The 19,907-nt window shown below is 71.2% G+C and carries 23 protein-coding genes and 1 pseudogene; 12 read left to right on the top strand and 12 right to left on the bottom strand.

Annotation, left to right across the window (positions count from 1 at the left end; translation table 11 throughout):
- Positions 1-498 precede the first annotated feature (498 nt).
- The 4 genes from Aut01nite_RS41955 (at position 499) to Aut01nite_RS41940 (ending at position 4,503) form a co-directional block, all read left to right on the top strand.
- Entirely contained in the window at positions 499-2,532 is a 2,034-nt protein-coding gene (locus tag Aut01nite_RS41955) for a glycerophosphodiester phosphodiesterase family protein (protein ID WP_083999678.1), read from the top strand.
- Positions 2,533-2,699: 167 nt separating this feature from the next.
- Positions 2,700-3,911: an inorganic phosphate transporter gene (locus Aut01nite_RS41950; protein ID WP_043530035.1), complete on the top strand. Its 1,212-nt coding sequence runs from the start codon at positions 2,700-2,702 to the stop codon at positions 3,909-3,911.
- The gene (locus tag Aut01nite_RS41945; protein ID WP_043529985.1) at positions 3,908-4,189 is read left to right on the top strand and encodes a hypothetical protein; all 282 of its coding nucleotides are present in this window, start codon (positions 3,908-3,910) and stop codon (positions 4,187-4,189) included. Before Aut01nite_RS41950 ends, Aut01nite_RS41945 begins: the two co-directional genes overlap by 4 nt.
- Positions 4,186-4,503, top strand: a complete 318-nt coding sequence (locus Aut01nite_RS41940) for a DUF3349 domain-containing protein (RefSeq protein WP_043529983.1) — start codon at positions 4,186-4,188, stop codon at positions 4,501-4,503. The genes Aut01nite_RS41945 and Aut01nite_RS41940 overlap by 4 nt, the downstream gene beginning before the upstream one ends.
- A 37-nt stretch (positions 4,504-4,540) precedes the next feature.
- On the opposite strand, the gene Aut01nite_RS41935 is transcribed toward Aut01nite_RS41940, so the two are convergent.
- Positions 4,541-5,704, bottom strand: coding sequence for a cytochrome P450 family protein (locus Aut01nite_RS41935; RefSeq protein ID WP_043529981.1), 1,164 nt, complete (start codon positions 5,702-5,704; stop codon positions 4,541-4,543).
- 68 nt (positions 5,705-5,772) lie between these two features.
- Here Aut01nite_RS41935 and Aut01nite_RS41930 point away from each other — a divergent pair, with 68 nt between their 5' ends.
- Positions 5,773-5,931: a VOC family protein gene (locus Aut01nite_RS41930; protein WP_236643023.1), complete on the top strand. Its 159-nt coding sequence runs from the start codon at positions 5,773-5,775 to the stop codon at positions 5,929-5,931.
- A 24-nt stretch (positions 5,932-5,955) separates the two neighbouring features.
- Here the strand turns inward: Aut01nite_RS41930 and Aut01nite_RS41925 are convergent, their stop codons facing one another.
- Positions 5,956-6,426 (bottom strand): NUDIX domain-containing protein, encoded by a 471-nt coding sequence (locus Aut01nite_RS41925; protein ID WP_307837567.1) that lies wholly within the window; start codon positions 6,424-6,426, stop codon positions 5,956-5,958.
- Positions 6,427-6,578: 152 nt separating this feature from the next.
- On the bottom strand, positions 6,579-7,202 hold the full coding sequence (locus tag Aut01nite_RS41920) for a GDSL-type esterase/lipase family protein (protein WP_043529979.1): 624 nt from the start codon (positions 7,200-7,202) through the stop codon (positions 6,579-6,581).
- Between the two features lie 525 nt (positions 7,203-7,727).
- On the opposite strand from Aut01nite_RS41920, the pseudogene Aut01nite_RS45030 reads away from it, so the two are divergent.
- Positions 7,728-7,928: pseudogene (locus Aut01nite_RS45030) on the top strand (hypothetical protein); the annotation flags it as partial.
- A 17-nt stretch (positions 7,929-7,945) separates the two neighbouring features.
- Here Aut01nite_RS45030 and Aut01nite_RS45025 read toward each other — a convergent pair.
- The 7 genes from Aut01nite_RS45025 to Aut01nite_RS44570 form a co-directional block, all read right to left on the bottom strand.
- Positions 7,946-8,299: a DUF1877 family protein gene (locus Aut01nite_RS45025; RefSeq protein WP_083999674.1), complete on the bottom strand. Its 354-nt coding sequence runs from the start codon at positions 8,297-8,299 to the stop codon at positions 7,946-7,948.
- Positions 8,274-10,763: a CHAT domain-containing protein gene (locus tag Aut01nite_RS41910; RefSeq protein WP_043529974.1), complete on the bottom strand. Its 2,490-nt coding sequence runs from the start codon at positions 10,761-10,763 to the stop codon at positions 8,274-8,276. Before Aut01nite_RS41910 ends, Aut01nite_RS45025 begins: the two co-directional genes overlap by 26 nt.
- Positions 10,764-10,773: 10 nt before the next feature.
- The gene (locus tag Aut01nite_RS41905) at positions 10,774-11,277 is read right to left on the bottom strand and encodes a trypco2 family protein (protein WP_043529972.1); all 504 of its coding nucleotides are present in this window, start codon (positions 11,275-11,277) and stop codon (positions 10,774-10,776) included.
- 94 nt (positions 11,278-11,371) lie between these two features.
- The gene (locus Aut01nite_RS41900) at positions 11,372-12,247 is read right to left on the bottom strand and encodes a M23 family metallopeptidase (RefSeq protein ID WP_052164294.1); all 876 of its coding nucleotides are present in this window, start codon (positions 12,245-12,247) and stop codon (positions 11,372-11,374) included.
- Entirely contained in the window at positions 12,244-12,744 is a 501-nt protein-coding gene (locus Aut01nite_RS41895; RefSeq protein ID WP_043529970.1) for a helix-turn-helix domain-containing protein, read from the bottom strand. Before Aut01nite_RS41895 ends, Aut01nite_RS41900 begins: the two co-directional genes overlap by 4 nt.
- A 44-nt stretch (positions 12,745-12,788) precedes the next feature.
- Positions 12,789-13,556: a maleylpyruvate isomerase family mycothiol-dependent enzyme gene (locus tag Aut01nite_RS41890; protein ID WP_043529968.1), complete on the bottom strand. Its 768-nt coding sequence runs from the start codon at positions 13,554-13,556 to the stop codon at positions 12,789-12,791.
- A 39-nt stretch (positions 13,557-13,595) separates the two neighbouring features.
- Positions 13,596-13,727, bottom strand: a complete 132-nt coding sequence (locus Aut01nite_RS44570; RefSeq protein ID WP_268871731.1) for a hypothetical protein — start codon at positions 13,725-13,727, stop codon at positions 13,596-13,598.
- A gap of 121 nt (positions 13,728-13,848) precedes the next feature.
- On the opposite strand from Aut01nite_RS44570, the gene Aut01nite_RS41885 reads away from it, so the two are divergent.
- On the top strand, positions 13,849-15,435 hold the full coding sequence (locus Aut01nite_RS41885; RefSeq protein ID WP_052164293.1) for a peptide chain release factor 3: 1,587 nt from the start codon (positions 13,849-13,851) through the stop codon (positions 15,433-15,435).
- A gap of 52 nt (positions 15,436-15,487) precedes the next feature.
- Here Aut01nite_RS41885 and Aut01nite_RS41880 read toward each other — a convergent pair whose 3' ends face one another.
- Positions 15,488-16,885, bottom strand: coding sequence for a GGDEF domain-containing protein (locus Aut01nite_RS41880; RefSeq protein WP_052164292.1), 1,398 nt, complete (start codon positions 16,883-16,885; stop codon positions 15,488-15,490).
- Positions 16,886-16,999: 114 nt separating this feature from the next.
- On the opposite strand from Aut01nite_RS41880, the gene Aut01nite_RS44135 reads away from it, so the two are divergent.
- The 4 genes from Aut01nite_RS44135 (at position 17,000) to Aut01nite_RS41860 (ending at position 19,104) form a co-directional block, all read left to right on the top strand.
- Complete coding sequence (locus Aut01nite_RS44135) at positions 17,000-17,149, top strand: AbrB/MazE/SpoVT family DNA-binding domain-containing protein (RefSeq protein ID WP_307837568.1); 150 nt, start codon at positions 17,000-17,002, stop codon at positions 17,147-17,149.
- A complete protein-coding gene (locus Aut01nite_RS44130; protein ID WP_236643021.1) occupies positions 17,146-17,529 on the top strand; it encodes a hypothetical protein in 384 nt (127 codons plus the stop codon). Before Aut01nite_RS44135 ends, Aut01nite_RS44130 begins: the two co-directional genes overlap by 4 nt.
- A 485-nt stretch (positions 17,530-18,014) precedes the next feature.
- Positions 18,015-18,905: a helix-turn-helix domain-containing protein gene (locus tag Aut01nite_RS41865; RefSeq protein WP_161790719.1), complete on the top strand. Its 891-nt coding sequence runs from the start codon at positions 18,015-18,017 to the stop codon at positions 18,903-18,905.
- Complete coding sequence (locus Aut01nite_RS41860; RefSeq protein ID WP_043529966.1) at positions 18,889-19,104, top strand: DUF397 domain-containing protein; 216 nt, start codon at positions 18,889-18,891, stop codon at positions 19,102-19,104. Before Aut01nite_RS41865 ends, Aut01nite_RS41860 begins: the two co-directional genes overlap by 17 nt.
- Positions 19,105-19,110: 6 nt before the next feature.
- Here the strand turns inward: Aut01nite_RS41860 and Aut01nite_RS41855 are convergent, their stop codons facing one another.
- Complete coding sequence (locus tag Aut01nite_RS41855) at positions 19,111-19,530, bottom strand: response regulator (protein WP_307837565.1); 420 nt, start codon at positions 19,528-19,530, stop codon at positions 19,111-19,113.
- A gap of 168 nt (positions 19,531-19,698) precedes the next feature.
- Between Aut01nite_RS41855 and Aut01nite_RS41850 the strand changes: the two genes are divergently transcribed.
- A partial coding sequence (locus Aut01nite_RS41850) for an ATP-binding cassette domain-containing protein (protein WP_204037939.1) occupies positions 19,699-19,907 on the top strand: 209 nt, incomplete at its 3' end.

Here is a 19,907-nt window from a genome sequence, read left to right as displayed (position 1 = left end):
CGCAGGGACGATCAACCCCATCATCGGTACGGCGTACCGAGGCGCTCCTCGGCCCATTCCTCTCCGACGCCGGCCGTCCCGCGCCGGTTTCAGCGGCCGGCCGACGGTGCCCGGCTGGTTGTCGGTCCTGTGTCCGCGGCGCGGAGAATGCGTCGCGGACACAGCGGCGCGAAGAAGGCGCCGCAGACACAGCGGCGCGAAGAGAGCGTCGCGGACACAGCGGCGTGGAGAAAGCGCCGCAGACACAGCGGCGTGGAGAAAGCGTCGCGGACACAGCGGCGTGGAGAAGGCGCCGCGGAGAAAGCAGTGAGAGCCGGCCGGAACAGCGCGACGCTGCCGGAGTGACGGGCCACCGGGATCCATTCGTACGCGGCCCGAAAGCTCCCCTGATCGTCGCCGTCGATTCACCGTCGCGTATTCCCGCGCTTCAATGGAGGCTGTCCGCGGCTCGCAGGCTCGAACGGCGGCGGGAGCGGCCCGCCGGTGAGGGGAGGCACGGTGCGGGGAACACGGCTGGGCGCGGTGGCACTCGTGGTGGCCGGCGCGCTGGTGGCGCCGGCGGCCGCTGAGGCGGGCAAGCCGGGGGCGGGTTTCGATCTGCAGGCGCACCGCGGCGGTCTGGGGCTGCGGGTGGAGAACACGCTCGCGTCGTTCGGCAACGCGCTCCGGCTGGGGGTGTCCACGCTCGAACTCGACGTGCAGATCACCGAGGACCGGCAGGCCGTGGTCACCCACGATCGGCGGGTCAGTGGCGTCAAGTGTGCCGACACCGCGCCGGTGACACCCGGTGACCCCGAGTTCCCGTACGTCGGTAAGTACGTCAACACGCTCACCCTGGCGCAGGTGCGCACCCTGGACTGCGGCTCGAAGACCCTGCCCGACCGGCCGGGCCAGCTCGCCGTGCCGGGCGCCCGGATGCCGCTGCTCGGTGAGGTGTTCGCCCTGGTCAAACGGTATCGGGCGGACGGTGTGAAGCTGAACGTGGAGACCAAGGTGGAAGCCGGGGCACCGGCCGAGACCGCCCCACGGGAACAGTTCGTGCAGGTCACCGCCGCCGAGATCCGCAAGGCGGGGCTGCTGCGGCAGGTGACGATCCAGAGTTTCGACTGGGGCGCGCTGATCCGGATGCGGCAGGTCGAGCCGCGGCTGCCGCTGGTGGCGCTCTCCAACTACGACTTCCTGCAGACCGGGCAGCCGGGCGCGTCGCCGTGGCTGGGCGGCCTGGACATCGACGACTTCGGCGGCGACCCTATCCGGGCGATCCGCAGTTTCGGCGCTCGCACGTACTCGCCGGTGCACGGGTTCCCGCAGAACGGCACGGTGACCGATCCGGCGTACCGGCCGTACGTGACCGCCGCGATGGTGCGGCACGCGCACGCCAACGGGATCAGGGTGGTGCCGTGGACGATCAACGACACGCCGACGATGAACAAGCTCATCGACGACGGCGTCGACGGTCTGATCACCGACTATCCGGACCGGTTGCGGTCGGTCCTGGCCCAGCGTGGGCGCACACTGCCTCGGGGGTACGAGGCACCGTTCGACGTCCAGGCGCACCGCGGCGGCCGGGCCACCCGGCCGGAGAACACGCTGCCCGCCTTCGCCCACTCCCTGGCGAATCCAGCGATCTCCACGCTGGAGCTGGACACCGGCGTGACCAGGGACGGGCACCTGGTCGTCCTGCACGATCGGACGGTCAACGGCTCACACTGCACCGACACGGCGCCGGCGCGTCCCGGGGACCCTTCGTTCCCGTACGTCGGCAAGAAGGTCTTCGATCTGACTCTGGCCCAGTTGAGGACGCTCGACTGCGGCTCGAAGGTCCCGGCCGACGCCCCGCACCAGGTGCCCGTGCCCGGTGCCCGGATTCCCACGCTGGACGAGGTGTTCGCCCTGGTGAAGCGCAGTGGCCGGGACGACGTGTCACTGAACATCGAGACGAAGATCAGCCCGGTGACCGCGGACACCGCGCCCTATCCGGTGTTCACCCGCACCCTGGTCCGGGCGATCCAGCGGGCCGGTCTCGTCGACCGGGTGACCGTGCAGTCGTTCGACTGGCGCACCATCCGTTACGCCCGCACGCTCGACCGTCGGATCGAGACGGTCGCGCTGATCTGGCAGTACGGCCCGGAGGAGTGCGCGACCCTGGCCGACGAGTGCTCGCTGCGGGCGGTGTTCGGCGACCCGTCGGTGAAGAGCCCGTGGACCGGCGGCCTCGACTGGTGGCGTTTCCGCGACGTCGGCGCCCTGGTCCGAGCCGCCGGCGCGAGCACGGTCTCCGCGAACTGGCAGGTCCACGACCCGGGGCAGCCGCTCGTCCCGTCCACCGACTGGTACCTGCGGCAGAACCCCGCCTATTTCCACGGCCCGGCCGTGGCCACCCTGCACCACCGCCACCACCTGAAGGTGGTGCCCTACACGGTCAACGACGCGGCCATCATGCAGCGCGTCATCGACCTGGGCGCCGACGGCATCATCAGCGACGATCCCGACCTGCTGATCACCGTCCTGATCCGCAACGGCCTGCGCTGATCCGGCTGACGGCGGGCGGCCGCGCCGGGAGATCGAATCGGCGATCACCGATTCAAACCGGGTGCCGCCCGATCCTCAGGTGAACGTTCGCGGGCCATCGAGCGAACTCTTTGAATGGCATTGTCCGGATCTGGATGGAGCCGGCCGGGCGGGGCAACGCTCATCTCGTGACCGAGACATCAGTGGTTCTCATTCTCGTGGTCATCACCGCCCTCGGCTTCGACTTCACGAACGGCTTCCACGACACGGCCAACGCGATGGCGACGTCGATCGCCACCGGCGCGTTGCGGCCCAAGGTCGCCGTGCTGCTGTCGGCGGTGCTGAACCTCATCGGCGCGTTCCTCTCCGTGCAGGTCGCCCTGACGGTGACGAACGCGGTGGTACGCCTCCAGAACCCGGACGGAACCCCGAAACCCGGACTGCTCGCCGACAGCGGGGAGGCGTTACTGCTGATCGTGCTGGCCGGTCTGGCCGGCGCGATCGTGTGGAACGTCTTCACATGGCTGCTGGGCCTGCCGTCGAGCTCCTCGCACGCGCTGTTCGGCGGCCTGATCGGTGCCGCCGTCGCCGGTCTCGGCTGGGCCGGTGTCAAGTGGACCGGTGACGGCGGCAAACTCGACGGCGTCGTCGGGAAGGTGCTGCTGCCGGCGGTGATGTCCCCGCTGATCGCCGGGCTGGTGGCGGCGGCCGGCACCTGGATGATCTACCGGATCACGGTGGGGGTGGCCCGCCGGTTCACCGACGCCGGGTTCCGCTGGGGGCAGATCGGCAGCGCCTCGCTGGTGTCGCTGGCACACGGCACCAACGACGCGCAGAAGACGATGGGCGTCATCACCCTGGCCCTGATCGCGTCCGGCACGTGGACCGACACCGGCAGCATCCCGTTCTGGGTGAAGGTGAGCTGTGCGCTGGCCATCTCCCTGGGCACCTATCTGGGCGGCTGGCGGATCATCCGTACTCTCGGCAAGGGTCTGGTGGAGATCGCGCCGCCGCAGGGCCTCGCCGCGGAGTCGGCGTCCGCGGCGGTGATCCTGTCGTCCAGCCAGCTCGGGTTCGCGCTGTCCACCACCCAGGTCGCGACCGGGTCCATCCTGGGCAGCGGTGTCGGCAAGCCGGGCGCGCAGGTCCGCTGGCGGGTCGCCGGGCGGATGGTGCTGGCCTGGCTGATCACCCTGCCGGCGGCCGGGCTGGCCGGCGCGCTGATGTGGTGGATCGGCGACTCGATCGGCTCGACCGCGGGCGCCGTGGTCGTCTTCGTGATCCTGCTGCTGCTCACCGGGCTGATGTGGGCGCGGTCCCGGCGTACCCCGGTCGATCACCACAACGTCAACGACGACTGGCAGGAGCCGTCCCGGCCGAAGGCGGAGGTCACCGCATGAGCAGCCTGCAACTCGCCCTCGAAGGCGCCTGGAAGGTGCTCGCCGCCGGTCTGATCCTGGGCGCCGGCCTACCCGCCCTGTTCGCGGCCGGCATCCGCTCCCTGGCGTCCGGAGGACAAGATCAAGATCAACGGCGTTTGCGGGGTACGGCCGTCGCGTACCTTTGTTTCGGCATCGTCGTCGTCGGTGTCCTGCTCGGCCTGACCTACATCGTGGCGACCGGCTTCGGCAAGACCCTGACCTTCGACCACGCCGTCCCGACCCTGGTGGACAAATGAGCGAACAGCGCGCCGGTTTCGTGGCCCGTGCCGTCGAGTGGCTGCGCGCCGGCTATCCCGACGGCGTCCCCCGCCGGGACTACGTGGCCCTGCTCGGCCTGCTGCGCCGCAAACTGACCGAAGCGGAGATCCGCCAGATCGCCCGCGCCCTGGCGGAGCAGTCCCAGCAGTCCACCAACCCGATCACCACCGCCGACATCGAAACCATGATCAGCGGTACGGTCCTCCAGCAGGCCACCCCGGAGGACACCGTCCGTGTCGCCGCGCACCTGGCCGCCGGCGGCTGGCCGCTGGCCGACCCACCCGCCGACTGACCTGATCCGGTCATCCCGGTCAGGACCCGTCACCCCGTCAGGGCCCCGTCGCCCCGGTCAGGCGGACCGGCAGAGCCTCCAGTCCGTGCATCAGCAGACCCGAACGCCAGCGCAGATCCTCCGCGGGCACCGCCGGCCGGAGGTCCGGGAAGCGGCCGAGCAACCGGCCCAGAGCGACCCGGGCCTCCAGCCGGGCCAGCGGCGCGCCGAGACAGAAGTGGACACCGTGCCCGAAGGCGAGGTGCCCGGCGTCGCCGCGTTCCAGGTCGAGGGTGTCCGCAGCGGCGAACCGTTCCGGATCCCGGTTCACCGCCAGCAGCGAGACGAGCACCTGCTCCCCGGCCGGAATCGTGGTGGCCCCGATCGTCGTCGGGCGGGTGGTGACCCGGTACGTGCTGGTCGCCGCCGGGCTGGCCAGCCGCAACACCTCCTCGACCAGCGCCGGCAGCAGATCGGGGTCGTCGCGCAGACGGTCCCGCTGGTCCGGCCACCGGGACAGCAGGTAGACCGCGTTGCCGATCAGGTTCGCCGTGGTCTCGTGGCCCGCCACCAATAACAGCAGCGCCATGCCGACCAGGTCGTCACCGTCGTCCAGCACGTCCAGCAGCGCGCTCAGCAGATCTTCCGCGGGCCGGGCCGCCTTACGGGCGATCAGATCCCGGAAGTAGGCGACGATCTCCGCCATCGCCTCAGCCATCCCGGCCGGCCCGGAGCCACCGGTGATGATCACGTCGGACCAGGCGCGGAACGGGCCGCGATCCTCCTCCGGCACACCGAGCAGCTCACAGATGACCGCGAACGGCAGCGGCACGGCGAACCGGCCGATCAGATCCGGCTCCGCCTCGGTGGCCAGACCGTCGAGAAGCCGGTCGGTGATCCGTACGATCTCCGGCTCCAGCGCCTGCACCCGCCGCCCGGTGAACGCCGCCGACACCAGCCGCCGCAGCCGGGTGTGATCCGGCGGATCCCGCAGCAGCATCTGGGTCGCCAGCGCGGCCCGCAGCGGCGCCGGCAGCTGATCGACCGGCTGCCGTTTGGACAGCGACGCATCGGTGAGCACCTGCCGCGCCTCGTCCCAGCGGGTCACCAGCCAGAACGGGATGCCGGCCGCCGACCGCACCCGGTGCACCGGCCCACTCCCCCGCAGCCGCGCCAGAACCGGATGCGGATCGGCCGTGTACGCGTCATCGAACAGCGCCATGCGTCCCCCTTCACCGGCACCGGCCATCGTAGGGGCTGCCCCGGTCCCGGCGCCGCCCCCGGACACTGGTGGACGGCGAACCGGCCGACCGCGAGCACCTGATCCGCCGGAGAGCGGCCGCCCTCGCCGCGATCGGGGCGACAGTCGTACGGGAGCAGACGTACGGCGGTCAGTTCGGCCACATCGTCATGCGCGACCCGGAGGGCAACGAATTCTGCGTCGCCTGACCCGATGCCGGCACATCCGCGACGTCAGCGCCCGTACCCGTTCTCCAGATAGATCGCGGTGCCGTCGGCGCGGGCCCGCAGCGCCGCGCCGATCCGCCGGGCCAGCAGTTCCGGAAGCCGTTCGCCGGCCTCCTGCTCGGTGCACCACGCCCATCCCCGCAGCTCCTCGGCGGGCACTTGGATCCGGGCGGCCTGTTCCGGCGTGAGCGTCCCGCCGTCGAACACCATCATCAGGCCCTCGGTCCGCCCGGCCCGCGGCGGCACCCAGTCGGTCACCAGCAGCCGGCCCGGCCGCAGCCGAAGCCCGAGTTCCTCGGCGAGTTCGCGGGTGACCGCCGTCAACGGCGACTCGTCGGCCTCCACCGCGCCGCCCGGGATCTCCCAGTAGTCCTTGTAGGCCGGCTCGACAAGCAGCACCCGCCCTCGATCGTCGGTCAGCAGGGCGCCGGCCCCCATCCGCTTGCGGGGCAGGCCGGCGGTGTAGTCATCGCGCACCGGCCCAGACTAGGTCCTCCTGGTCTCACTCCCGCGAGGGCTGAAACAGATCCTGCGCGGCGGACCCGGTCTTACTCCCGGGAGCCAGATCAGGTCCTGTGCAACGGACCTGGTCTCGCTCCTGCGGGGTCCGCCACACAGGACCTGAGACGTCAGCGGGCGTCGGACCGGTCGCGGTGCGCCGCTGCCGTGGCGGCTTCGTGGACGGTCGGCGCCAGCGCGTCCGCGATGACCGCGTAGCCGGCGCTGGACGGGTGGAAACGGTCCGCGCTGAACAGGGCCGGATCGGCCGCGAACGCAACCGAGGTGACGCCGCTGACGTCGGCGATCCGGGCGCCGGCCGCGGTCGCCGCGCGGATCTGCTCCTGACGTAACGCCTGGCTGCCGCTGCTGACCAGCATCCGGAACTGCGGCGGCACCCAGGGCACGACGCTGAGGTCCGGCGCGGGCGCCACCACGACCTCGGCGCCGGCGGCCCGCAGGGCACGTACCGCGTCACCGAGCAGCGCGGCTGCCTGCCGGGGTGGAACGAGATGGGTGAGGTCGTTCGCGCCGATGATCACCAGCGCGAGGTCCGGAGCGGCGGCGGCGGCGCGTGCGACCTGAGCGGCCAGCCCGCGGCTGTCCGCGCCCGGAACGGCGAAAACTTCAAGATCGACAGATTGCCCGGTACGGGCCAGAGCAGCGACCAGACGCGCCCCGATGGTGTCGGCCGCCCGGCCGGCGCCCTGCCCGTACGCGATGGAGTCCCCGAGAACAGTGAAGACGAATGTCACAGAACGGACAACGCCACCGGCGGATCCCCTGTTTCCCGTCGGCCCACGGCGTGGCCGACATCACCGCCCTCGCGGGCCACTCAACCGGAAGAGGCCAGGCGGCGGACCTTCAGTGCTGTCTCGACCGGCGGGAGACAGCACTGAGCGCCAGCCGAGGTCTCCTGCCAGTCAGCGCTGTGCCTGGGGGTAGCCGTAAGGGGCATGCATGACCCGCACCGGGGGACGGTGGTGAGGGGACGCCTGCCGTTGCCGCGGGGAGGCACGGGGCTGTGCGTGGCCCGTACCGGAGAATGGTTGGAGAGAAGCACCGCGGACCGGAAGTGAAAGAGGGCGGCCGGGTTCGCGAGGGCTTGATACAACGTTCGGCATGGTCCTCCCGCTTTCGGAACGAGCCGCCGCCCTGATCGAGAACACCGCTCATCCGCTTGTCATCGGTGTGCGGGTGGGCGGCGCGCCGGCGGCCTTCGTGACCCGGGGCGGGATGACCGGCGGCACCGTGGCTTACACCGCGTCACGTCCAAGCAGGTCACGGCGGCCCGCGCGGCGCTTCTGATCCGGCGGGGGCTGCTGGACGCCGAGTACGACCTGGTCCGGTGGTTGCCGGGGCTGCCGGCCGGGGTGGCGGTGCGTCACCTGATCCACCATACGAGCGGGCTGCCCGAGAGTGTCTCGTTCGCGGAGCTGCACCGGGCCGGGTTCGACCGCACCAGTGACCGCGTGCTGCGGGCTCTCGGTCACCTCGACTACGCCTGGGGAATCGACGTGCGCACCCATGCGGGTCTGTGGGTCTTCCGGCACGGCGGCTCCTGGGCCGGCCTGACCGCGCAACTGGTCCGCGTGCCCGACCGGAGGGCGAGTCTCGTCATCCTCGCGCTGGACGACGACGAGACCCGCACCGGCGCGCTGGCCGAAGCCCTCATCGACGACCTCACGGCCGACGGGGACCGCCAGGTCGCCGTGAAGATCACCGCGCGGCCGGCGGCAGCGGCTCGCTGGTAGAAGTCCCGCAGGTCGACGAAGTTCTCCCAGGTGTAGGCGAAGTCGTCTGGCGACGTCACGGCGAACGTGACGTCACCGAGGGTGCTCGCCGTCGTCATCGACGGCGACGGCCGCCGTCGCGTGCGGATCGCCGTAGACGGTGTAGGACAGCCAGGTCGGATCGCCTTCGGCGGCAGCGGTGGCGGTACGGGCGTACAGGGTGGCGTCGCCGAGCGTGGCGCCGCCGGCGAACGCGTCGTAGAAGGTCTCGGCGAACGTCTGCGCCGCGCTGCTGCGCACGTCCCACAGGGTACCGACGAACGCGCCGGCGCCCGCGCCGAGGAACTGCTCGGCCCAGCCCATCATGCGGGTGTAGTGCGGCACCGCCCCGGCGGACCGGCAGGCGTTGACGAACACCAGCGGCCGGGTACGGGCCAGCGCCTTCCTCGCCTTCGGCCGTTCCAGCAGGGTGGGCACGAACGCGCCACCGGCCATCGCGATCGACGACCCCGCGTCCGGCCGGTAGCTGTTGTGGCAGGCGAAATGCATCAGTCCCGGGTCGCCGCGGTCGAGCAGGGCGAGCAGCCCGGCCAGGTCGCCGACCACGTCCGGCGAGCCGGTCCCGGACAGGATGCGGTGCACGGCGCCGACCTCGGCGGCCGCGTTGCGGGGACCGTCGGCGGGCGCCACGAACCGGGCCGGGCGCAGGCCGATCTCCCGCGCCCGGGCCTGGTTGTAGACCCGCCGGGTGACCGCGAACTGCTCGACCAGGAAACCTTCGTCCTCGGTACGCGACATCGGGTACAGCAGTTCCCACGGGATGACGTCGAGCCCGGTGGCGATGGTGAAGGTGGTGATCCGTGGCCGCAGTTGCCAGAACTGTTCCCGGATCGCCTCCGGCACCATGCTGTTCCACAGCGCCACCCCGGTGTTCTGCAACAGGATCCGGGTGTGGCGGGGCTCGTATCCGCCGCTGCCCCGGGCGAGCACCTGCAACGTGGCGATCGCCTGGTCGACGGCGGTCTCCGGACCCGCCGCCATCGACTCCACGATCACCGGGTCGAACATCTGCTCGGCGCTGAGCAGCTGGAACAGGTACCGTCCGCCGTCGCGGCGGACCTGCAGCGTGACCTCGCCGTCCTCGGGCGTGACCCGGCCGATCGGCGCGGCCTTCATGTACGGGCCGGTCGCCGGGCCACCGGCCGACACCGACACCTCGAAGTCGAGCTCGCCCAGGAACGTGCCCCCCGACCACGCCGTGACCCGCACCCGGTGCAGTGCGATCCGATCACACCGGAACTCGATCCGCACCGGATCGCTGTCCCCTTCGGCGGGTACGTGCAGCCGGTACTGGCCCGGCCCGAGCACGGTCATCCCGGTATCCGGTTCCACCGTGAGGGTCACCGTGGTGCCCGCCCTGCCGATCGTCATCGGGCGCAGCGCGGTGAACCGGGCGCCTTCCAGCGCCCGGACGTGCTGGGTCACGCGGACGGTCAGGCTCACCTCGGCGCCCAGCGGCGCCTGGGCCGGCAGACTCCCGACGAGGAACCGCCCGTCCTCGGGCTCGTCGGCCGGGGGGACGGATCTCGTCGAGGACGGTTCGGAGACCCACGGCTCCTCGAACGGCGTCGCGCCCGGCGTCGGGCGCCCACCCCACCAGGGACGGGGTCCGCCTCCCGGTGATCCGTGGATCCCGCCCAGCACCGGGTTCCGATCCGCCGGGTCCGAGGCGTCCGGCACACCGTCGCGCAGCGTCTCCGCCGTGCTCAGCAGCACTCGGGCCGACGCGGTCACCCAGGAGCCGATGACCGGCTCGGCCAGCACCTCGCGGAAGCTGTAGATGGCCCGGGCCAGGTCCGGATCGTCGCTGCCGCGATCGGCCGCCGTCTCTCCGGGGCCGCCCGGCAGCGTGCCTGTCACCCGGTCGAGCAGTATCCGGCCCAGGGCCAACCGGGTCATGACACGGTTCACCGCTGGCAGCCGAGGTGACCGCAGCGTGGCATCGAGCCGCCGAAGGCGCCTCTCCCGGTCGTCGAGCGACTCCACCGGCCGGGTCTCCAGCAGCGCCGGGGGTGGGGGCGGCGGCGGAGCCCAGTCGAAGAACGTCGTGCCGGCGAACAGCAGGGCCATCGCGTCCGTGTCGCCCTCCTGCATGGCGAGGGCGAAGTTCAACTCCGCCTTCGCCGCCGTGAACAGCGGGCGCAGATCGGGGAAGTCGGCGCCGGCGCGTTCCAGGGCGGGGAGTTCGTCGAGCGCCGCCCGAGCGTCGCCGAGTTCGCCCTGCTCCGACGCGTGCAGCAGGCTCATCAGCCGGGCGGTGACGCGGTGCCGCTGCCACAGGGGATCGTCGGGCGGGTCCTCGTCGGCCACCGCCAGCAGGTAGCCGACCTCCCGCAGCCGCTCCAACCCGGGTTTCCGGCCGGTTCTGATGATGGCGGCGAGCAGCCCGGCGGCGAGACCGCCGCGACCCGGCACGCCGGCGGGCAGCCGATGCAGGCCGGCGACAGCCGCATCGAGGTCGCCCCGCCCGTCCACGGCCGCGGCGATGGACGTGACCAGCGCCGCGATGTCGGAGGGCTTCATGGCGGGCGGGTCAGCCGGCGGCGGACAGTTTCAGCTTGACCGTGTGCACGGCCTGATCCTCCAGGGCGCCGGAGCCGATCAGCTCCACCGATCCGGCGTCGGTGACGACGAAATCGAGGCTGACCGTGCTGGTCTGCAGCAGGAACGGGTCGTCGCCGGCGGCCGCGGCGGCGAGGGTCGCCTGCACCGTCCGGATCGCCTCGAGCAGGGTGTCCTCGACCGTGCCGCCGCGCACCTCGAACTCGTCGTCCGGCGGCGGCACCAGGACGATCTCGACGCGCTGACTGTCGCTGCGACTGTGCGTGTACTTCCCGCCGAGTTTCGTCCCGACGACCGGCACCCGCAGTTGCAGGCCGGCGCCACCGCTGCGTTTCGTGGTGATCGCGACGATCAGGGTCAGCTCGCTGACGCGCAGCAGACGGTCGAAGGTGGCATGGGTGTTCGCGGCCTTCACCGCCGCTTTCACCGCCGCGATCAGGTCGGTGAACGCGGCGGTCCCGTCATCGACGTGCACAGTCGGCGGTCCTCTCTCCGGGGTCCGGCTGGCTCTCCGGGCTGTCTCGAGGCGCGGGAGACAGCACTGAGAACCAGCCGGGGGTGGACCAGGATCACGGTAGACGGTCCGGTCCATTCTGTCCGGACGGGACCGTCCCGGCCTCGACGATCTGGCCGTTCTGCGGGAAGCCGGGGAGGGCGGACGGTTTCGCGTCGCCGGTGGTCCAGCGCGGGTCCCGGCCGGCGGGGTCGAGGGTCAGGCCGGCCCACCGCATCGGGAGGCCGGCGGCGGCGGTCGGCCGCGGGTGGTCCATGAGCTGGACGTGCAGGTGCGGTTCGGAGGTGTTGCCGCTGTTGCCGACCTCGGCCAGCTGCTGCCCGGCGGCGACCCGGTCCCCGGGCCGGACCGTGACGGAATCGCGGCGCAGGTGGGCGTACGCCGCGAAGGTGTCGTCGTCGTGGCGGACGATCACGTGGTTGCCGAGGATCGCGGGGGCGCCGGCCAGCTCACGGGCGAACGCCTCGACCGTCATCATCCACAGCAGAGCCGGCCAGGTGTCGCGGCTGCGGTGGTCACGACGGCCGGCGGCGGTGTGCACGACGGTCCCGGCGGCCATGGCGAGGACGGGGGCGCCGAAGCAGGCGTACGACTCGGGGGCGCGGGTGCGCGGGGACCAGCTGATCGTGTCGGCGGCGTCCGCGGAGGGCTGGAGGATGTCGACGGCGTAGGTCTGTCCGTGCGCCCGCACGCCGTGGCTGGGGACCGCGGTGCCGGGACCGTTGAGGACGACCCAGCGGCCCCGGACCGGCGCGGCCAGCTCGACCGGGTCCCTGGTGGAGCGGGGCGGGCGGACGAAGGCGAGCGCCAGCGGCGCCGCCATGAGCAGGATGTCGAAGGGCTGCGGCACCGGGATGACGAGCATCGCCGGGACGATGAGGATGAACAGCCGGAACCACCAGGTCTGCAGGCGGGCGATCGAACGTTTCATCGGCGGGCTCCCTGGATCGTGGTGAGCAGCGGAATGATGCGGGCGACCGGCACCTCGTAGCGACCTCCGCCGATGGTCTGCAGCCAGCCGGCGGCGACGAGCTGGCGCAGGTGGTGATAGACCTGCCCGCTGGTGCCCATGCCGTCGAGCCGGGTCAGGTCCTGGGCGGTGGCGGCGCCGTGCAGCACGTGCTGGAGCAGCCGGATCCGCGCCGGATGCGCGAGCGCGGCCAGCGCGGCGACGTGCTGCGACCAGTCGCCGTCGAGCAGGTCCTCGGTGCCGGCGGTCTCCTGCCATCGGGCGGCACGGCCGTCGGGCAGCGCCACATGCCCGGTGATCATGACGGCGCCGGGGTCGCCCACCCGGGCGATCAGTCCTTCGAGCGCCCAGAACGTGTCGGGGTCGGGGGTCTGCGGTGGGGTGGGCTCGCGGTGGAGGAGGCGTTCGAGATCGGCCACGCGCCGTTCGAGGGCGTCGAGGCGTTCGGGGTCGCTCACCCCTCCACCATAACGTAATTACGTAGAAACGTAGAAGAGCGTCCCTACTCCGGATCCCAGGCGAGCAGCTCGTCGAAGACCCGCCGGTTCCCGTCGATCTTGAGCAGGTCCACCGGGATCCGGGCGTACAGGGCCAGGACCAGGTCGCTCGCCGTCCCGGTGAGGGTGGCGGCGGCCTCGTCACTCGGCGTCGGCACGGGCGCGCTGTGCACGCCGTCGCCGGTGAGCGTCAGGCGCCAGGCCGGACCCTCGACCGTCGCGTAGTCGACGGCGCCCGGCTCGTACGGCCAGGAGTACGGTCCGGCGCAGCAGGTCTCCAGGAACTCCTCGACCCCGTCGAGCGCGACCTCCTCCGGCAGCGGCCGCCCGCCGTCCCCGGTGGCCTGCGCGTCGTACGTGTGCACCGCCACCTCCTGCAGCTGGTGCCGGGCCACGCCACCACTGGTCTGCGGCGTCTGCGAGCCACCCCACCAGGTCCAGCACTCCCGGTCCGGTCCGGCCGCCCGCAGCGCGTCCAGCAGCGCCCGGGTGGACTCCGCCGACCAGGCCAGCAGCGCCTCCTTCTCCCGCGGCAGCTCCGGCGCATCCTCGGCGACACCCTGGGTGGGGCCGTCGGCGGGACCCGCGGTGACGGTGGCCGCCCAGCGGCGCTGCACCTCGCCCACATGCCGGACCAGGTCGAACAGCGTCCATGCGGGGCAGGTCGGCACCTGCGTGCCGAGGCCGGGCGCGGCGGTGACCGCGTCCCGGAACGCCGTGGACCGTTCACCGATCAGGCGCAGCAGGGCAGGGTGGTCCAGTGGGTTCGTCACGCACGGATGTCTATCAGTACCGGCAAGCCCTTTACGGGATCAGCGCGGTGAGCACGTCGTGAACACTGCCGGGCCGGGCCTGGCGGCGGCGGTCACGAACCGGGGCGTGGACGGACCGCCGGCCATCGGGGCGGCGATCACCGGCATCAGGCACACTCCCAGGAGACGCATGGCACCATCCTGCCCGGTGACGGTGAGGGTCATCACGGTCCGGCGTGACTCAAAGTCGAGTGCCAGGAGATACCGTGCGTCAGGTCATCGTTGTCCGGGATGTGAAATCGGAGTGCATAGCGTGAGTCAGAACGTGCCGGCGTCGTCGGCGGGGGTCGCCGCTCAAGCGGGCCGGAGGCGGACGTTCGCGGTCATCTCCCACCCGGACGCCGGCAAGTCGACGATGACCGAGGCGCTCGCCCTGCACGCCCGGGTGATCGGGCAGGCCGGCGCGGTGCACGGCAAGGGTGACCGCAAGGGTGTGGTCTCCGACTGGATGGCGATGGAGCAGCAGCGCGGCATCTCGGTGACCTCCGCGGCGCTGCAGTTCGAATATCAGGGCATCGTCATCAACCTGCTCGACACGCCCGGCCACGCCGACTTCTCCGAGGACACCTACCGGGTGCTGACCGCGGTGGACAGCGCGGTGATGCTGCTGGACGCGGCGAAGGGCCTGGAGCCGCAGACGCTGAAGCTGTTCGAGGTGTGCCGGCAGCGGGCCATCCCGGTGATGACCTTCATCAACAAGTGGGACCGGCCCGGCAACGACGCGCTCGCGCTGATGGACGAGATCGAGGAGCGGATCGGGCTGAAGCCGACCCCGCTGACCTGGCCGGTCGGTATCGCCGGCAACTTCCACGGCGTCATCGACAGGCGCACCGGCGTGTTCACCCGGATGCAGCGCTCCCCCGGCGGCGCCGACCTGGCCATCGAGGAGGAGATGAGCGCCGAGGAGGCCGCCGAGCGGTTCGGGGCCGACTGGGTCACCGCCGGCGAGGAGCTCGAGCTGCTCGAGATGACCGGCGCCGACCACGACCAGGAGGCGTTCCTGGGCGCGGCGACGACGCCGGTGCTGTTCGGCGCGGCGGTCGCGAACCTGGGCGTACGCCAGCTGTTGAACCTGCTCGTGGAACTGGCCCCGCCGCCGTCCGCTCGCCCCACCGCGACCGGTTCGGAGCAGCCGGTCGACGGCCCGTTCTCCGGCTTCGTCTTCAAGATCCAGGCGAACATGAACCGGGCACACCGGGACCAGGTCGCGTTCATGCGGGTGTGCTCCGGCCGGTTCGAGCGCGGCATGATCGTCACGCACGCCGGCACCGGCAAGCCGTTCGCCACCAAGTACGCCCAGCAGATCTTCGGCCAGGGCCGGGACACCATCGACGAGGCGTTCCCCGGTGACGTGGTCGGCCTGGTCAACGCGACCACTCTGGGTATCGGCGACACCCTGTACGCGGGCGGCGCCGTGCAGTACCCGCCGCTGCCGTCGTTCCCGCCGGAGCACTTCGCCGTCGTGCGGACCTCCGACACCGGCGCGTTCAAACGGTTCCGCCGCGGTATCGAGCAGCTCGACGGTGAGGGCGTGGTCCAGGTGCTGCGCTCGGATCAGCGCGGTGACCAGGCGCCGGTGTTCGCCGCGGTCGGGCCGATGCAGTTCGAGGTGGCCGCCTACCGGCTGGAGGCCGAGTTCGGGGTGAAGGTGCAGCTCGACCATCTGCCGTACGAGGTGGCGGCCCGCACCGACGCCGCCGGTCGGGAGATCCTGAAGGCCGAGTCGAACGTCGAGGTGATGACCCGGGTCCGCGACGACGCTCTGCTCGCGGTCTTCCCGCACCGGTGGCGGATGCGCACGGTGGCCGGCCGTCACCCGGACCTGCGTCTGGACGCGTGACTCCTCGCCGGTCCTCGTGGGCCCTCGTCGGCCCTCGTCAGCCCTCGTCGGCTCAGGAGGCGACGACCCGGTCCCGCCCGGCGTTCTTGGCCTGATAAAGGAACCGGTCGGCGACGAGTGGGAGGGTGCCCGGCTCGGGTAGGTCGGCGGGCGTGCAGGCGACACCGGCCGACACCGTCACGGTGATCGCCGCCGTGTCGCTGACCGTGATCGGCGTCGCCCGGACCGCCCCGTGCATCCGCGCCGCGATCGCCCGGGCCTCCTCCGGCGTGGCGTTCGGCAGGAGCACGGCGAACTCCTCCCCGCCGTACCGGGCCACCACGTCACCGCCGCGCACCGCGCCACTGATCCGCCGGGCCACCTCGCGCAGCACCCGGTCCCCGGCGTCGTGCCCGTACGTGTCGTTGACCCGTTTGAAGTGGTCGACGTCGAGCAGCACCACAGCGGTCGGTTTGACCGGCCCGCCCAGCACCCCTTGAAAGAACCGGCGGGTACGCAGACCGGTCAGTTCGTCGGTGACCGCCATCCGCCGCTGCACCGCGACCAGCCCCGCCAACCTGCCGATCACCAGCAGGAACAGGATCCCGCAGGACACGCAGACCAGCGGCACGTGCAGTCGCGCCCCGCGCAGGTACTGCACCAGCAGCGCCGCCGGGGCGAGCAGCGAGGCGACCGCGAGCGCGGCCAGCCGGCCCGGCCCGAGGTCCTGGGCGGTTCCGGTCACCGGCGCGTCCACGTCCCGCAGCGACGGGTGCATCCCGGTCATCCCCAGCAGCAGCGCCGACGCCGTCCACAGCGGGGCCGCCGCGGCCCGCCAGCGCTGATCCCCGGACAGCGTGGCGAGAGTGCTCATCGTGTCCGGAACGATGACCAGCACCAGATAGCCGGTCACGCTCAGCACCGCCACCGGCTTGGGCCCGGCGTCCAGCAGCAGCCGCGCCCCGAGCGCCGCCAGCAGCAGGTCACTCAGCGGATAGGCGGCCGCGACCGTCCGGGTGTACAGATCAGCGCTGCCGCCGACGATAGGCTCCAGAACGTAGATCCAGGAGAGCAACACCGCCGCCACCGTCAGGATCGCCGCGTCGATCAGGCCGGGCAGGTCCCAGCCGGGACTCCGCCGCCGCACGATCAGGAGCAGGGCCAGGACTCCGACGGCGTTCGCGCCCAGCAGCACCACGTCGCCCACGCTCGGCACCCGGCCGCCGTACATCACCCCGGGCGGCATCGCGAACGAACTCAGGACCAGCGACTGCCCGAGGACCAGCAGCCACGGCCATCGGGAGCGGGGCCGGTGGCGGCGGATCCCGTACAGCATGGCGGCGAGGCCGCCGAGCAGCCCCATCAGGCCCAGCGCGTCGGTCACGCTCTGCGGCGCCCCGGTCACCAGCGTGAGGGTGTACGCCGTGAGCAGCACCGCGGCGAATCCGGCATACCCGGCCCACGGGGTCAAGGAGTCCTCCCATCGACGCCGTCACCAAGACGTTCGGCCGTCCTCGTCCCGTTCTGAGCGTGCGCAGGGGAACTTCGCCAGCACCGTCAAGGTCGGAAGGAAAGGACGGTCGTCATCCCGAAAGGCGCCCGCGACCTGTTCGGCATCCGGCCCGGCGACACGCTCCTGCTGCTCACCGACGCCGAAGCGCTGACGGGTGGGAGCCACAGATGGGGCATCGCCCGCAGCGCCACCGTGCACGGGGTGTCCGGGGCTCGTGGATGATCGAGCGCATGTTGCCCGGACTCGAAGGAGAGCAGCACTCCATGACCGACCTCGGCGCCGCCGCCCGCAACGTCATTCCGAATGACGACAACGCCGGCCACCGGGCCATGATCGACGCGATACGGACGTATGTCGAGGTGGTCACCTTTGCGCCGGCGGATGAGATCCTGCGCGTGCTGCGGGAGATCGCGGACGAGGATTGGATGGCGATGCCGCCCTGGGCACGAAATCTGGCGTACCGGTTGGTTTGCCTTCAGCGGCCGGATGACGTCTCCGTGTTGCGGGAGGCGTCGGCGGATCTGCTGTCGTTCGGCCCCGACTGGGATCGGCACGCCCATGAGCTGCGCGATCGGGCGGACAGGATCGAGGCACGCGGTTAGCCTTCACGCCGGCGGTCCGGCAGGACCGATGGCGGCCCGGTGAGACCGGCGGAGCTCATGACGGCGTTTTCGTGGGTGCGGCGCCGCTCGGTGACGGGTCGGTGCTCGTAGCGCGGGGCCTGTTCGGGGTGCTCGAAGGTGTTCCACTTCTGGGGGGCGCTCCGGGTGCGGTCGACGCTCGCGGCGACGGGCGGGTGGTCGCCGGCGAGGCTGCGCGGCCCGCCCGTCGTCGCAGCTCAGGCATGGGGATGCCGAAGGCCCCGTCCGGCGGTTCCGTCCGCGGCGGGTCGGTGTGGTGCTGTGCCGGCGTCATTCTCGAATGGTCGAGTGGCTTGTGGGGTTCGAGGGTCTGGCTGTTAGCTGAAAACCGGAGATGCCACATACGGCCTTTCCAGTTCGATCCACATGAATCATTTGTTCGACCAGAGAGAGGCGGTGACGGAATACCTCAATCCGCAATCGTGAGGGTCGAGAGGAGCCGGGAGGTGACCGAGTCCGCGAGCGTGGGGTCGACGATCCCGCGGCGGACGCTCGGCATCGCTCTGCGCAAGGCCCGCGAGAACGCCAAGGTGACGATGGCCGAGGCGGCGGGTGTGATCGGGCAGACGGTGCAGAGCCTGCGGCGCATCGAGCGCGGCACGGTCTCCACGCCGAAGGGCAAGGTCACCCTGCTGTGCATGCGGTACGGCGTTCCCGACTCGACCCGAGCCGTGCTCGAGGAACTGGCCGGCGAGACCCGTTCCAAGGGATGGTGGCATTCCTATGGTGACGCCGTGCCGACCTGGTTCGAGCTCTATGTGGCTCTGGAGCAGACGGCTGACCGGTTGCGTACTTTCGAGCCGTGGCTGATTCCGGGTCTGCTGCAGGATGCCGCCTACATGGAGACGGCGATTCTGGCCGTGGACCCCGACTTGACGCCGGAACAGCTTGCGGCCCGTGTCGAGGTCCGGCGGTCACGTCAACGGCAACTGACCCGGGCGTCTCCTCAGCCGTCGCGGCTCGAGGTGATCATTGCCGAATCGGCGTTGAGGGTGGCTCTGCCCGAGGGCGTGATGCGGTCTCAACTCCGGCACCTGCTCCGGGTCGCCGGCCTCTCGAACGTGTCGGTGCGGGTGCTGCCTCTGTCCGTCGGGCTGCATCGAGCCTCGCAGATCAGCGGGTTCGTGTTGTTGGACTTTCCGCTGGAGAACGGTCATCGCCCGCCGAGCACGATCTACCTCGAGAGTCAGATACAGGGCATGTATCTCGACAGACCGCAGGACTTGAACAGATATCGACAAGTATGGAAGGGACTCGACGCGACTGCGCTTGACCAATCCCGGTCCGCAGCGCTGATGTCCCGACGACTGAAGGAGCTGAGTGACAGTGAATGTTGACCTGAGCGGCGCGGAGTGGCGGAAGTCGGTTCGGTCCGGCACTGGCAACTGTGTCGAGGTTGCTCTGGACCTGCCGCAGGCGCCCGGACATGTCGCCGTCCGGCACAGCCGGAAGCCCGAGAACGCGGTGATCGTCTACACCGACGCGGAGTGGGCGGCGTTCACCGACGGGGTCCGGGACGGCGAGTTCGACAAGTAGGGCGGGTCAGCCCACCGGGAGGGGACGCAGTGAGCCGCCGGCGGCGACCTGACGGATGCCGTTGAGCAGGTCGAGGGCGGTGGAGTCCTTGACCAGGAAGCCGCTGGCGCCCGCTGCGAGGGCGGCGTACACGAAGTCGTCGTGGGCGAAGGTGGTCAACATGATCACCCGTACCGTCGAGGTCTCCGGGGATGTCCGGATCCGGCGGGTCGCTTCGATGCCATCCATCCCGGGCATCTGCACGTCCATCAGCACCACGTCGGGCCGATGCAGCCGGGCCAGCGCGACGGCCTCGGCGCCGGTGCCGGCCTCACCGGCCAGGACGAGGCCGGGTGTCACGTCGAGCAGCGTCCGGAAGCTCTCCCGCATCAGCGGATGGTCGTCGGCGAGAAGAACACTGATGTCCGGTACGGGCTGTGCGGTCACGTGACCTCCCCGGCAGCGGCGGTAGGCGATTCGGCGATGGCGATGGCGATGGCGATGGCGATCACGCTAATCGGGCCGGGTGGGCGAGCACATCTGACCTGGGTCATACATCGAGTTCCGACCTCGGTCTGACGCGCCGGGGAGGTCTCCGCTGCCACGATCGACCACATGATCGAGCTGCTGGAGCTGACCAAACGATACGGATCGACACTCGCGGTGGACCGGTTGTCCTTCGAGGTCCGACCGGGCGTGGTGACCGGTTTCCTCGGCCCGAACGGGGCCGGGAAGTCCACCACGATGCGGATGATGCTGGGCCTGCACCGCCCGACGTCGGGTCAGGCTCTGGTCGGCGGCCGCCGCTACGACGAGATCCGCCG

It is taken from the genome of Actinoplanes utahensis (assembly GCF_016862455.1).
GTDB classification, from domain to species: domain Bacteria; phylum Actinomycetota; class Actinomycetes; order Mycobacteriales; family Micromonosporaceae; genus Actinoplanes; species Actinoplanes utahensis.
This window is presented reverse-complemented; position numbering and strand designations above follow the sequence as displayed.

What these genes read in the sequence shown, in the direction of transcription:
- Aut01nite_RS41900 (WP_052164294.1), bottom strand. Translation starts at nt 12,247, where the DNA reads ATGAAACGTTCGATCGCCCGCCTGCAGACCTGGTGGTTCCGGCTGTTC.
- Aut01nite_RS41940 (WP_043529983.1), top strand. Translation starts at nt 4,186, where the DNA reads ATGAGCGAACAGCGCGCCGGTTTCGTGGCCCGTGCCGTCGAGTGGCTG.
- Aut01nite_RS41910 (WP_043529974.1), bottom strand. Translation starts at nt 10,763, where the DNA reads ATGAAGCCCTCCGACATCGCGGCGCTGGTCACGTCCATCGCCGCGGCC.
- Aut01nite_RS44130 (WP_236643021.1), top strand. Translation starts at nt 17,146, where the DNA reads ATGATCGAGCGCATGTTGCCCGGACTCGAAGGAGAGCAGCACTCCATG.
- Aut01nite_RS41945 (WP_043529985.1), top strand. Translation starts at nt 3,908, where the DNA reads ATGAGCAGCCTGCAACTCGCCCTCGAAGGCGCCTGGAAGGTGCTCGCC.
- Aut01nite_RS45025 (WP_083999674.1), bottom strand. Translation starts at nt 8,299, where the DNA reads ATGACGACGGCGAGCACCCTCGGTGACGTCACGTTCGCCGTGACGTCG.
- Aut01nite_RS41935 (WP_043529981.1), bottom strand. Translation starts at nt 5,704, where the DNA reads ATGGCGCTGTTCGATGACGCGTACACGGCCGATCCGCATCCGGTTCTG.
- Aut01nite_RS44570 (WP_268871731.1), bottom strand. Translation starts at nt 13,727, where the DNA reads ATGCGTCTCCTGGGAGTGTGCCTGATGCCGGTGATCGCCGCCCCGATG.